This window comes from Sinorhizobium sp. B11 (genome assembly GCA_039725955.1).
Lineage (GTDB): Bacteria > Pseudomonadota > Alphaproteobacteria > Rhizobiales > Rhizobiaceae > Rhizobium.
Map to the genome: position 1 here is coordinate 1,381,703 of CP091034.1, position 13,508 is coordinate 1,395,210.

General features: G+C 59.4%; 12 protein-coding genes. 9 read left to right on the forward strand and 3 right to left on the reverse strand.

Features of this window, described 5'->3' with window-relative positions:
• The first annotated feature begins 344 nt into the window (after positions 1-344).
• On the forward strand, positions 345-1,178 hold the full coding sequence (locus LVY75_16655; protein ID XAZ24822.1) for an enoyl-CoA hydratase: 834 nt from the start codon (positions 345-347) through the stop codon (positions 1,176-1,178).
• Here LVY75_16655 and LVY75_16660 read toward each other — a convergent pair whose 3' ends face one another.
• Positions 1,179-2,015 (reverse strand): DMT family transporter, encoded by an 837-nt coding sequence (locus tag LVY75_16660; protein XAZ24823.1) that lies wholly within the window; start codon positions 2,013-2,015, stop codon positions 1,179-1,181.
• Positions 2,016-2,496: 481 nt separating this feature from the next.
• The gene (locus tag LVY75_16665; protein XAZ24824.1) at positions 2,497-2,820 is read right to left on the reverse strand and encodes a hypothetical protein; all 324 of its coding nucleotides are present in this window, start codon (positions 2,818-2,820) and stop codon (positions 2,497-2,499) included.
• A 103-nt stretch (positions 2,821-2,923) separates the two neighbouring features.
• Between LVY75_16665 and LVY75_16670 the strand changes: the two genes are divergently transcribed.
• The 8 genes from LVY75_16670 (at position 2,924) to pstB (ending at position 12,112) form a co-directional block, all read left to right on the forward strand.
• Positions 2,924-3,352, forward strand: a complete 429-nt coding sequence (locus tag LVY75_16670) for a CoA-binding protein (GenBank protein ID XAZ24825.1) — start codon at positions 2,924-2,926, stop codon at positions 3,350-3,352.
• Between the two features lie 117 nt (positions 3,353-3,469).
• Positions 3,470-4,753, forward strand: a complete 1,284-nt coding sequence (locus LVY75_16675; GenBank protein ID XAZ24826.1) for an O-acetylhomoserine aminocarboxypropyltransferase — start codon at positions 3,470-3,472, stop codon at positions 4,751-4,753.
• Between the two features lie 624 nt (positions 4,754-5,377).
• Entirely contained in the window at positions 5,378-5,722 is a 345-nt protein-coding gene (locus tag LVY75_16680) for a cupin domain-containing protein (protein ID XAZ24827.1), read from the forward strand.
• A gap of 149 nt (positions 5,723-5,871) precedes the next feature.
• A complete protein-coding gene (locus LVY75_16685; protein XAZ24828.1) occupies positions 5,872-7,998 on the forward strand; it encodes an EAL domain-containing protein in 2,127 nt (708 codons plus the stop codon).
• Between the two features lie 356 nt (positions 7,999-8,354).
• Positions 8,355-9,377: a phosphate ABC transporter substrate-binding protein PstS gene (pstS, locus tag LVY75_16690; protein ID XAZ24829.1), complete on the forward strand. Its 1,023-nt coding sequence runs from the start codon at positions 8,355-8,357 to the stop codon at positions 9,375-9,377.
• An 88-nt stretch (positions 9,378-9,465) separates the two neighbouring features.
• Positions 9,466-10,443: a phosphate ABC transporter permease subunit PstC gene (gene pstC / locus LVY75_16695; protein ID XAZ24830.1), complete on the forward strand. Its 978-nt coding sequence runs from the start codon at positions 9,466-9,468 to the stop codon at positions 10,441-10,443.
• A gap of 2 nt (positions 10,444-10,445) precedes the next feature.
• The gene (gene pstA / locus LVY75_16700; protein ID XAZ24831.1) at positions 10,446-11,303 is read left to right on the forward strand and encodes a phosphate ABC transporter permease PstA; all 858 of its coding nucleotides are present in this window, start codon (positions 10,446-10,448) and stop codon (positions 11,301-11,303) included.
• 50 nt (positions 11,304-11,353) lie between these two features.
• A complete protein-coding gene (pstB, locus tag LVY75_16705) occupies positions 11,354-12,112 on the forward strand; it encodes a phosphate ABC transporter ATP-binding protein PstB (protein ID XAZ25740.1) in 759 nt (252 codons plus the stop codon).
• 84 nt (positions 12,113-12,196) lie between these two features.
• Here pstB and LVY75_16710 read toward each other — a convergent pair whose 3' ends face one another.
• The gene (locus LVY75_16710; GenBank protein ID XAZ24832.1) at positions 12,197-13,441 is read right to left on the reverse strand and encodes a cytochrome P450; all 1,245 of its coding nucleotides are present in this window, start codon (positions 13,439-13,441) and stop codon (positions 12,197-12,199) included.
• Between the last annotated feature and the right edge of the window lie 67 nt (positions 13,442-13,508).

Genomic DNA, 13,508 nt, shown 5'->3' on the forward strand with positions numbered 1-13,508 from the left:
TTACTCTCTTTTGGATCCCCGTGCCCGAAGGCGATGGGGCGTTTCTTGTTGCTTGGCTTGGCTGCTCGAAAGACAGACCAAAAAAGAAAACAGCCCCGAAAGGCTGCATTTCCGGCGCGGCTTATAGCGGCAATCGATTAGCCGGTCAATACAAGCCATTCTGGCGGTCGGAAAAATAGCATAGAAAAAACAACAGGTTAAGTGTGAGGTATAATGATACCTCACTTTAGTGCGCTCGAAAACAGGAAGTTTCGCATCCGGAAAGTCACGCACGTTCGTATTCGGCTCGAAATCGCCCCACCCTTGTGGCACAAGGACGGATACAGACAGCACAGGAACATGCCATGGCCGAGATCGTATCCTTCCGCAAGGACAACAACAATTCGGGCGAGGGCGCCCTCGTGCTTCGCCAGCTTTCCGGCGGCATATTGCGCCTGACGCTCAACAATCCACCGGCCAATGCGCTCTCTATATCAGTCATGGAAACGCTGATTGGCGAGTTGCAGGGTGCGGCAGATGACCAGGACGTACGCATCGTCGTCATCGCCTCGACAGGAAATGTCTTTTCCGCTGGTCATGACCTGAAGGAATTGACTGCGCACCGCGCCGACGAGGACGACGGCGTCGCCTTCTTCGAAGAAACCTTTGCGCTGGCTGCGGATCTGATGCTGGAGATCAGTCGTTTGCCGAAGCCGGTCATCGCCGAGATCGATGGGCTCGCGACGGCAGCAGGCTGCCAGCTCGTCGCAAGCTGCGATCTTGCGATCTGCACGGATACGTCGACCTTCTGCACGCCAGGCGTCAATATCGGCCTTTTCTGCTCGACGCCGGCTGTCGCCGTTTCGCGCGCCGCCCACCGCAAGCAGGCGATGGAGATGCTGCTGACGGGCGAGACGATCGACGCCTCGACGGCAAAGGATTTCGGTCTGGTCAACCGCATTGTACCGAAGCAGTACCTCACCCAGGTGGTCAGCAAATACGCATCCGTCATTGCCTCGAAGTCGCCGGAGGCGTTGAGGATCGGCAAGGAAGCCTTTTACAGACAGCTCGAAATGCCCATCGCGGAAGCCTACGACTATACCGCAAGCGTGATGGTCGACAGCATGCTGACCGGCGATGCGCAGGAAGGCATCGGTGCCTTTCTTGCAAAGCGCACGCCCGAATGGAAGGGCGACTGATCAGGCGAGCTTCAGGATCAGACCGCCGAGCGCGATGATGATGCCGGCGAGGTAGCGCCAGACGCTGGCCTTTTCCTTCAGCACCAGAACCGAGATGACAAGCGCGAACAGGATGGCGGTTTCCCGCAGCGCCGCCACCGTCGCGACCGGGGCCTTCGTCATCGCCCAGAGTGCCAGGCCGTAGGAGGCGATCGAGCCCGCGCCGCCGATCAGCCCGCGCCACCAGTTTCGCCTGACGTGAGTGGCGACAGTTACGAGACCGCGCTGCGAAACCGCCCAGGCAAAGAGGAGAACCGGCGGCAGAAGCGACATCCACAGCGTGTAGGAAATCGCATTGCCGGAACGCCGGGCGCCGATGCCGTCCACATAGGTATAGGTGGCGATGACGCAGGCGTTGATCAGCGCCAGCATTATCGCGTGACGGCTGCCGTGGCGGGCTTCGAAGGCGAGGGTGAGGATGCCGACGCAGATCGTCAGGGTCCCGGCAAGCGCCCCACCCGTCAGATGCTCTCCGAGGATGAAGCCGCTGGTGGCGACGATGAGCAGGGGCGCTGCGCCGCGCATCAGCGGATAGACGAGGCCGATATCGCCCGCCCTGTAGGCCGCGGCCACCAGCTGGAAATAGGCAAATTGCAGGATCGCGGAAGCGCCGATGAACGGCCAGGCCTGGGGCTGCGGCAGGGGAAGCAACGGCAGGAATGGCAGCGAGGCAACAGCGCCGCCTGCAGAGATCAGCGCCGCATCAAGTGACTTGTCCTTGCCGGCTTTGATGATGGCATTCCATGTCGCGTGCAGAAGCGCACCGAAAAGGACAAGAAGAATAACGTCGAGGGGCAAAGTGAATGATCCGGGAGCACTGCAGCAAAATATGGGAAAACATCACAGCTTTCCCGTTTGAGTCCGCCTTGAAATAACAACCTGTGTTTGCGTGATTTGATCTGTAAGGTGTACTCCGCACGGTCCAAATTCAATAGCATGGATCGATGAAGCGAACAATTGCCCATTGATGTGGCAATTTCTGCGTGCGCTCGAAATACGTTCAATTCCGCTCACCTCACACAACTATGAGATGTTACTAATGGACACATGAACATATCGTGATCAAATTGTGTATGAAAGGTGAAGTTCAGCCATGGCGAGAGAATGTCGACAATCCTATGCTGCTGAAATGTAGACATTATTCTATAACTTTGAAATGGTTGTAAATTTGCAATCAAAGCGAGTTTCTTGAGATATTTTGTATCTGCAGATTGAACGACGAGTCCTTTCGCAGATGCGAAAAGATCGATAATATTCAAAATTCCGAATGAATGCTCGCTTAGAGACTATAGTGTGGAATGAAGAACATCCCGTCCAGGTTGTCTATGTTCTGGCAGTTCAGCACCCGGCACTTGGGGTTGTCCTTTGAAGGAATGCTCGTCCATTCCGCATAGTCGGTCGCATCACAGTAGTTGCTGTTTCGGACATAGCGGTCGTAGAGAGGAAGGCCGCGCGGTGAAGTGTAGCGAAAGATGACTGCGCCTTGGTTGTGGATCGCAGCCCGCACGCTCTGGCAGCTCATGGTGAGCGGATTGTAGCGCGAGATCGCAAGCGCCGGCGAGGCGGCGAGCACAAGCGCGAGGGTAGCGGCGATTTTTTTCATGGCACAATTTCTCCCTTAGATTTCCGGCACCTATATATACGCGCAAACGGGCCGCCGGTTTCAATGAATCGCGAGTGAGATCCAATTCCAGGAGACAGCAGATATGAACCATGATGCCTATGCCGACGACTACCTCTCCGGTATTCTGAAATCCGTCAAAACCATCGCGCTGACGGGGGCTTCGCCCAATCCGGCCCGGCCGAGCAATGGTGTCATGGGCTATCTCCTGTCGCGCGGCTACAAGGTTATTCCCGTTAATCCGGGGCAGGCGGGCAAGCAGATCCACGGGCAGACCGTCTACGCACGTCTTGCCGACATCCCCGAACCGGTCGACATGGTCGAGGTCTTCCGCGCATCCGAATATCTTGACGGGGTGGTGGACGAGGCATTGGCACTTGATCCCCGCCCGCAGGTCGTGTGGGCACAGCTTGGCGTGAGCGACGATGCAGCCGCCGCCAAGGCCGAAGCCGGCGGTATCAAGGTCGTCATGAACCGCTGCCCGGCAATCGAGTATCCGCGTCTTTTCGGCTGACGCTGTCAGGCAGAACGGATTTTCTCCGGAACGCGCCGCGGTTGAAAAAGATCGCGGTTAACTTTCATGTTCGAGCGGCTATGATCGCGCCCGTCAACAATTGTACGGGAGGACGACATGGCCAAAAACGATCCGGGATTCAACACGCTGGCGATCCATGCGGGCGCGCAGCCCGATCCGGCGACCGGCGCGCGGATTACACCGATCTACCAGACCACGGCCTTCGTCTTCAACGATTCCGACCACGCCGCAGCCCTCTTCGGCCTGCAGCAATTCGGCAATATCTACACCCGCATCATGAATCCGACGCAGGCGGTCCTGGAAGAGCGCGTCGCAGCCCTTGAAGGCGGCACGGCAGCGCTCGCAGTCGCCTCCGGTCATGCAGCGCAGATGGTCGTTTTCCACACGCTGATGCGCCCCGGCGAAAATTTCGTCGCCGCCCGCCGCCTCTATGGTGGATCGATCAATCAGTTCGGCCACGCCTTCGAGAATTTCGGCTGGCAGGTACGCTGGGCCGACCCTGAGAACCCCAGTGATTTCGAGAGCAGGATCGACGACAAGACGCGGGCGATCTTCATCGAAAGCCTTGCCAATCCGGGCGGCACCTTCGTCGATATTGCCGCGATCGCCGAAATCGCCCACCGTCACGACCTGCCGCTGATCGTCGACAACACCATGGCAACACCCTATCTCATCCGGCCAATCGAGCACGGTGCCGATATCGTCGTGCATTCCCTGACCAAGTTCCTCGGCGGCCACGGCAATTCCATGGGCGGCATCATCGTCGATGGCGGCACCTTCGACTGGTCGAAGACCGGCAATTACCCGATGCTCTCCAGCCCGCGGCCGGAATATAACGGCGTCGTACTGCACCAGACTTTCGGCAATTTTGCCTTCGCGATCGCCTGCCGTGTGCTCGGCCTGCGCGACCTCGGCCCGGCCATCTCGCCTTTCAACGCTTTCCTGATCCTGACCGGCATCGAGACGCTGCCGCTACGCATGCAGCGTCATAGCGACAATGCGATTGATGTTGCCAAATGGCTGAAGGCCCATTCCAAGATCGCCTGGGTGAATTATTCCGGCCTCGAAGATGATCCGAACCACGCCCTGCAGCAGCGCTATTCACCCAAGGGCGCCGGCTCCGTCTTCACCTTCGGCGTCAAGGGCGGCTACGAGGCTGGCAAGGCGCTGGTCGAGGGGTTGGAACTCTTCTCGCATCTCGCCAATATTGGCGATACACGCTCCCTCGTGATCCATCCGGCCTCCACCACGCACCGGCAGCTGACCGACGAGCAGAGGGTCGCCGCAGGCGCCGGACCGGACGTGGTGCGCCTCTCCGTTGGCATCGAGGACGTGAAGGACATCATCGCCGACCTCGAGCAGTCGCTGTCGAAGATCTGAGCGTCCCTCGCAACGCTTGTATTTTTGCAGACTACATTTGTCGGGATACAACCATGGGATCAGTGTCCGAGTGGAATAGACTCGGACGCGGCTTTCGTCCGATCGGACGAAAATCGCGGACCATTTAGAGCCCCAAGCCAAACTGGTTCGGCTGCGAAAAGTCTTTTATTCCGACTTTCGGCCAATCGCATCTCCTGTCGAACTGGAGTTTAGAGACGGTGCGGTGGCAAGTCGGGTCTGTCCTGAACGCATAACCTGGAAGGGAGACGTAGTGACTTGCCGACGTCCCGAACAACAGGCAAATCGTCAGTGCGACACAAAAAGGCTTCATGGTTGCCTCCCTTGTGGGATTAGGGGACGCATTTTCACATAGAGCAACGCTCTCGGACATATATCAATTTGTGCTAATACTGCAGCTGGGCGAGACGCCAGGCGAAGAACACGGAGTGTCCTCCGCAGCAAAGGTTTGCAATTTTGCAGCCTGCGTTTGTTGGGATACAGCCATAGGATCAGCGTGCGATTCGAATAGAGTCGGGGCGATGGTCGGCGAGTTTTTGACTCTGCCGATGTCGCTCTTTTTGTGCTTAATCTTTGCCGCGAAGGACACTGAAGGAAAGGCTGACCATGGCAAACGCGATCTCCTTCGATATCGGCGGCGTCGAACCGGAAGTCGGCGCTCCCGCGGCCGAACGCATCATTTCGGGTAATCCGCAATTTCGCACCTGGAATCTCGAGGAGGCCGAGGGCGGCCTCTACGCCGGCATCTGGGAGGCAACACCCGGCAAGTGGCGGATCGTCTACGAGGAGTGGGAATATTTCAGCCTGCTTTCCGGCTATTCGATCGTGACCGAGGATGGCGGCGAGCCGGTCCATCTCAGGGCCGGCGACCGCCTTGTCCTGAGGCCGGGCTTTAAAGGAACCTGGGAAGTCGTTGAAACGACTCGCAAGGATTATGTGATCAAGGTTTGAGCGCCGGGCCGGATAGAAGGTTTTTGATCCTTCTTATTAAGAGTGCCTACATCATCAAATGCTAAAGCTCATCTGCAGCGCATTGCGGACATGATGTCTCCTGCCGTCACCAAAGACATGCCCTTGCAATTCATCTTTTTGGGATTTGCATGTCGTCGAATCTTGCGCGTAGACGCGGTCGGTCTCAGACGTCTTCCATCATTGCGACAACCGTATGCTTCCTTGTCGTCGCTCTCGCGCTGACAGGCCTCATGGCCCATGTCGTCGTCGCGATGACACGATCTGCAAACGAGATCGACGATGCCAGGGCCACGCGCGCCGCCAGCGCGGCGATGGCAGCTCTTGTCAATCGCTTGAGCGCGACAACCACGGATAACGCCGTATGGGATGATGCCTATAAGGCGATCTCGTCTCCAGGCGCGGCGGACTGGGCCTATGAAAACTGGGGTAAAACAACCGCGGATTACCCGCTCTATGACGGCGCGGTCGTAATCGGCCCCGATCAATCTTCGATCGTCTCCGCATATGCCAAAGGTAAGCCTTTCCAGCCGAGCGCCTTTTTCGGCGAGGGCTTTTTCCAGCAGATCAACAAGGCTGCCGATGCCGGACAGGCGCCGGTGGTCAATTTCATCCGGACCGAAACGGGCATCGCGCTAATCGTATCGCAGGCAATCCAACCTTTCACCGCAGAAGGCGAACTTCCGAAGCTGAGTGTGCTGAGCCTCTACAAGGATCTCACGCCGGAAGTTCTCGACATTCTTTCGGACGAACACGAACTCGACGGATTGCACCTTGCGACCGCGCCGGAGCCGGGCCTCTTGAACACACCCATCACGGACATGCAGGGCGGTGTTATCGGTCATCTTGTTTGGCCGAGCAAAGCGCCCGGCAGCGCCGTGTTTCACCAGGTCTATCCTTACATATCGGCCGCCATCATTATCCTTGTGATGTTCCTGGGGGGCGTTCTCCTGGTGGGCGCTTCCGAGGCGCGGCGCCTGCGCCAATTGGCACAAGCAGCGATTTTCGAAGCGAACCACGATAGCCTGAGCGGCCTGTTGAACAGGCAAGGACTTCTCGCACTGCTGGAAGAAGTGCAGGGCGCTGATCTTGCGCCGCCCCGGCTCTATCTGGTCGATCTCGATGGGTTCAAGGCTGTCAACGACGCATGGGGGCATGCGGTCGGCGATGACCTGATCCGGATCGTTTCGAACGCCCTGGTCGCCTGCCACCCTGAAGTCGTCGCTGCGGCCCGGTTGGGAGGCGACGAGTTTGCGCTGGTGCAGATTGGGTCTGCCGCGCCTGGAGAGATAGCAGCGACTATTCTGGCGCTGTTCGCCGAGCCCTTTAAGATCGATGGGCGGACGATCGAAGTTGGCGCAAGCATCGGCACTGCCGCGCTTGACGGAGACCTGCCGCCCTTGGAGCTTCTCCGCAGGGCGGATATGGCGCTTTACCGCGCCAAGGAAAATGGCAGGGGCCGAGCGATCGAATACGACCCGGAGCTCGATCGGGAGCGCCAGAAGGTCGCCGAAATGGAAGCTCTGTTGAAGAGCGCCATCAGCGATGGTGTGATCGAAGCCTTTTTCCAGCCTCTCGTCTCTGCTGCGACAGGCGCTGTCACGGGCCTTGAAGCATTGGCGCGTTGGCGAACTCCGACAGGAAACATAAGCCCGGAGATTTTCATTCCGCTCGCCGAAAGGTGCGGTCTCATCGATGCGCTAGGCACCCTTATGCTGAAAACATCGATCGAGCATGCCAAGAACTGGCCAGGCCTGGCATTGTCGGTCAACGTTTCACCGGTCCAGCTCTGCAATCCGGAATTCGCCGCCGAAGTGATCTCGCTCCTGCAGGGCCTCGATTTTGATCCGAAGCGCCTGACATTGGAGATCACCGAAGGTGTTCTCATGACAAATCCGGACCAGGCCCGCCGGTCGATAGATCATCTCAAACAGGTTGGCATAAAATTCGCGCTTGATGACTTTGGCTGCGGCTATGCGAGCATCGGCGCGTTGCGGCAGTTCGGCTTTGATCGAATGAAGATCGACCGCTCGCTCGTATCCGCCCTCGACCAAAGCTCGAATGGCGCCGATGTACTTCGGGCAACCATCTCCCTGGCGACCGCGCTACAGATTCCGGTCACCGCGGAAGGCATCGAAAATGCGCACCAGGCTGAGATCCTGCGGGAGGCGGGCTGCGATCAACTGCAAGGCTATCTGATCGGAAAACCGATGTCGGCAGTCGACATATCCAGCAAGCTCCGGGAGCATGCAGCGTGATGCCAGGCAGATCGCGCTAGCGCTCTGGCTGCCGTTCGGCTTGGGAGCATTTCGACGTCTGAAAGCGACATTTTCAGGCATTGCTGCGGCAATCGACCGCAGCCCTGCGGCAATAGGGCCGCACCTCCTTCGGTAAGGCCCTGTTAACGCGCGATTCATTCGGAAGGTCAGTGCCTTCAGCGGCTTATGCACAGCTTTGCATGTCGCGGCGCCTGCCTCCGGCTGTCATCAAACTGTAATAATAGACGCCTAGCCCGCCTTCCCGTGACGAGGAAATTCAGCGCTCTCGACAATGGACACCCCCTCCATGGCGCCGGACCTCGTCGTCCTCTAGTTCCATCAGGGAAGAGTCGCAAATGCTCACCAAGAAACTTCTTTCGGCCTGCCTCGGCGCTGGCCTGGTTGCCGCTCTGGCAGTCTCGGCCTCCGCTGCTGACATTACCGGCGCTGGCTCCACCTTCGTCTACCCGGTCCTTTCGAAGTGGTCCGCGGACTACAACAAGGAAACCGGCGACAAGCTGAACTACCAGTCGATCGGTTCGGGTGGCGGTATTGCCCAGATCAAGGCTGCCACGGTTGACTTCGGCGCTTCCGATGCTCCGCTCAAGCCGGAAGACCTGACCGCTGGCGGCTTCGGCCAGTTCCCGCTGGTCGTCGGCGGTATCGTTCCCGTCATCAACGTCAAGGGCATCAAATCAGGCGAATTGAAGCTTTCGGGCAAGGTTCTCGCCGACATCTACCTCGGCAACGTCACCAAGTGGAACGACAAGGCAATCGCCGACCTGAACCCGGGCCTGAAGCTGCCCGACAGCCAGATCGCTGTTGTTCACCGTTCGGACGGCTCGGGCACCTCCTTCAACTGGACGAACTTCTTCTCAAAGGTAAACCCGGACTGGAAGTCGAAGGTTGGTGAAGGCACCGCGGTCAACTGGCCGGTCGGTATCGGCGGCAAGGGCAACGAAGGCGTTGCCGCATACGTCACCCGCGTCAAGGACTCCATCGGCTACGTCGAATACGCCTACGCCCTGCAGAACAAGCTGCCCTTCGTTCTCGTTCAGAACGCTGCCGGTCAGTATCCGAAGCCGAATGCCGAGAGCTTCTCGGCCGCCGCTGCAAGCGCAGAATGGGGCAAGGCCCAGGACTTCTACCTGATCATGACCAACGCTCCGGGCGAAAAGGCCTGGCCGATCACGGCAACCACCTGGGCCATCATGTACAAGGAGCCGAAGGACGCCGAGCGCTCCAAGGCTGCTTTCTCCTTCTTCAAGTGGGCTCTCGAAAAGGGCCAGAAGGAAGCGTCCTCGCTCGACTACGTTCCGCTTCCGGACACGCTCGTGAAGCAGATCGAAGACTACTGGACGGCCTCTTTCAAGAGCTGATCCTGACGAAACTGCGGTTGGGGCGGGAAGCTTTGCTTTCCGCCCCAAATGCCTTTGACACCCCCTCAAAGCAGCAGAGCGTACGGATATGAGCGAAGCATTGGCATCGCTGCCCGCCGACATCGCGGGCGTGAAGCGCCGCGACGGCGCCGCAGGCGATCGTATTTTCTTTTGGATAGTTTTGGGCTGCGGCCTGTTTGTTCTCTTTGCCCTGCTGGCAGCGGCGGTCTCCATGGCCATGGGCGGGCTTCTTGCCTTCCGCACGTTCGGCTTCGGCTTTCTGACCGGCACTGAATGGGACCCGGTTGCCGAGCGGTTCGCGGGTCTCGTGCCGATCTACGGCACGCTGGTGACCTCGGCACTCGCCATGATCATTGGTGTTCCCGTCAGCCTCGGTATTGCGGTGTTCATCACCGAAGTTGCGCCACGCTCCGTTCGCGGCCCGATCGGCGGCGCTGTCGAGCTTCTCGCCGGCATCCCCTCGATCATCTACGGCATGTGGGGTCTCTTCACCTTCGCGCCCTTCATGTCGGATTACGTCCAGCCGGTGCTGATCGACTGGCTCGGCCCGATCCCGCTGATCGGCGCGCTGTTTTCGGGGGCTCCGCTCGGTATCGGCATGCTGACCTCGGGCATCGTGCTGGCGATCATGATCATCCCCTTCATCTCCTCCGTCATGCGCGACGTCTTCCTCGTCGTCCCCGCACAGCTGAAGGAATCGGCCTATGCGCTGGGCTCGACCAAGTGGGAAGTGGTGCGCGACATCGTCATTCCGCATACCCGCACAGCCGTCGTCGGCGGCATATTCCTCGGTCTCGGCCGCGCGCTCGGCGAGACCATGGCGGTCACCTTCGTTCTCGGCAACACTCACAATATAGCGGTGTCGCTGATGGAGCCTGGCACCTCGATTGCCGCAACGCTTGCCAACGAATTTGCAGAGGCTTCGGATGACCTCTACCGGTCGTCGCTCGCCGCACTCGGCCTGATCCTCTTCGTTGTCACCTTCATTGTCCTGGCAGCCGCCAAGCTCATGCTGGTGCGTATGGCAAAGCAGAGGGGAGAGTAATCATGGCTACCTATTCCGGTTCGCTCTACCGTCGGCGCCAGCTCAGCAGCGCCATCGCTCTGACGCTCTGCGGCATCGCCACCGTGCTTGGCCTCGTCTTCCTCGTCTGGATACTCTGGACAACGCTGATCCACGGCCTGTCCGCCCTGAGCCCCACGCTTTTGACCGAAATGACGCCGCCGCCTGGTGAAGATGGCGGCGGTCTTGCCAACGCCTTCATGGGCAGCCTGCTGATGGTCGTGCTTGCTGTTGTCATCGGCACGCCGATCGGTGTGCTCGCCGGCACCTACCTGTCGGAATTCGCCCGCGGCAAAAAGCTCGGCGAGGTCATTCGCTTCGTCAACGACATCCTGCTCTCGGCGCCCTCGATCATCATCGGTCTGTTCGTCTATGAGCTGGTTGTTCGCCCGACGGCACGTTTCTCCGGCTTTGCTGGCGGCATCGCGCTGGCTTTCATCTTCCTGCCGGTCGTGGTGCGCACGACCGACGAGATGCTGCGGCTGGTTCCTGACGTGATGCGCGAGGCAGCCCTGTCGCTCGGCATCCCGCGCTGGAAGGTCACGGTCAACGTCCTCTACCGCGCCGCGTCGACCGGCATCCTCACCGGTATCCTTCTAGCGATCGCCCGCATTTCGGGCGAGACCGCGCCGTTGCTGTTCACGGCTCTGAACAATCAGTACTGGAGCCTCGATATGTCGCAGCCGATGGCGAACATCCCCGTGGTCATCTTCCAGTTCGCCATGAGCCCCTATGAGCAATGGCAGAATCTTGCGTGGGCCGGTGCCTTCGTGATGACGGCCGTCGTTCTAATCCTGAGCGTCGTATCGCGCTCCGTCCTGAACCGAAAAGGTGGGAAATGATGCTTCAGTCCCAAGACACTTTCGACGCCGCCAGCAAGTCGGAAAAGCCGATGGCCAAAGACAAGATCGCTCTCGAGAAAGTCAATTTCTACTACGGCGATGCCCACGCCATCAAGGATGTGAGCCTGAGCTTCCCTGAGCGTCAGGTTTCGGCCCTGATCGGTCCGTCGGGATGCGGCAAGTCCACGCTGCTGCGCATCCTGAACCGTATCTACATGCTGTATCCGAAGATGCGCGCCACCGGCTCGATCAAGCTCGATGGCAAGAACATCCTCGACCCGAGCTTCTCGATGAACGAGCTGCGCGCCCGCGTCGGCATGGTCTTCCAGAAGCCTGTGCCGTTCCCGATGTCGATCTATGACAACATCGCCTATGGCATTCGCCACCACGAGCGCCTCAACAAGGCCGACATGGATGTCCGCGTCGAACAGGCGTTGCGTCAGGCCGCCCTCTGGGATGAGGTGAAGGACAAGCTGAAGGGCAGCGGTCTCGGCCTTTCCGGCGGCCAGCAGCAGCGTCTTTGCATTGCCCGCGGGGTAGCACTGCGTCCGGAAGTCCTGCTGCTCGACGAGCCGACCTCGGCCCTTGACCCGATCTCGACTGCCAAGGTGGAAGAGCTGGTGGCGCAGCTGAAGGGCGAATTCACGATCGTCATCGTTACCCACAACATGCAGCAGGCAAGCCGCATCTCCGACAACACCGCCTTCATGTATCTTGGCGAGCTGATCGAATACGGCCCGACCACGCAGATCTTCCAGTCGCCGAAGGTCAAGCGTACGGAAGATTATATCACCGGCCGCTACGGCTGATACGACATTCCCTCTGCGGAAACGAAAACGGCCGGCATGCGATGAGCATGCCGGCCGTTTCTTTCGTGATATCGGAAAAATGGCTTACCAGGCGAGATCCAGGCGGTCGAGGCCGTGGAAATGATAGACGTCCTTGACCACGGGCGTCTTCGCAAGCTTGAGCCCCGGCAGGCGCTTGAACAGGATCGGCAGCACGACATTGAGTTCCAGCCGCGCCAGCGGCGCGCCGATGCAGAAGTGGATGCCGGCGCCGAAAGAAAGATTGGGCGCCTCGTTGCGGTCGGGCTTGAAGGCGAGGGGATCGCTGAATTTCGCCGGATCGAGATTGGCGGCCGCCAGGATCATGCTCACCTTGTCGCCGCGCCTGAACTCTATGCCGTCAATCTCGGCGGGTTCCAGCGCCCATCGCTGGAAGATGTGGACCGGCGCGCAGATGCGCAGCGATTCCTCGACGGTACGCTCGGTGGCGGTTTCGTCACGGAAAAGCTCGGCCGGATCGTAGTCGCTGTCCAGAATGACGCGCACCGAATTGCCGATCTGATGGACCGTTGCCTCATGGCCGGCGTTGAGCAGCACGATGGTCGTCGAAACGAGTTCGTCTTCCGTCAGGTACTGGCCCTTGTGCTCGGTATGGATCATATGGGTCAGCAGGTCGTCGCGCGGTTCGGCCCGGCGTTCGGCAATGACCGTCTTCACATAGTCGGAAAATTCCCGTGCCGCCTGCTCGGCGGCATCTTCATCCGCGCGGGTGCGCCCGAACATGTACATGCGCACATAGGCATGCGACCATTTGAGGAGCTGCGGCCCCATGTCTTCGGGAATGCCGATCATGCGGGCGATCATCGTCACCGGGATGATATCGGCAAAGGTCGAAAGAAGCTCCACCTCGCCCTTGTCGGCAAAGCCGTCGATCAGCCGGTTGGCGAGTTCTTCCAGCTCCGGTTTCATCTTCTCGACATGGCGCGAGACGAAGGCGCGGTTGACGAGCGTACGCAGCCGCGTGTGTTCCGGCGGCTCCAGCTCCAGCAGAGAATAGCGCTCCGCGAGATCGAAGGCGGCGATATGCGGTTCGGGCTCGGGAAGGCCGAGCTCCTCGCGGCTGGCAATATGCAGGATCTGCCGGCCGAAACGGCGGTCGCGCAGCAGCCCGTTTACATGATCATAGCCGGTGACGAACCACTGCTTCTGCTGTTCCCAGTAGAAGGTGGGACAATGGGCATGGAGCGCGGCATAGACCGCGTTCGGGTTGCCGTAGAAGGCCGGGTCGCTGCCGTCGAGCGAGACATGGCGGGTTGCGGGATCGATCTTGAGAAAGGGCGGTATCATCATGGGCAGAGGCTTAGCGGATTTGCCGTGCCTCGGAAAGATGGGCGCTTGGAGCTATTCCAGTAATGTA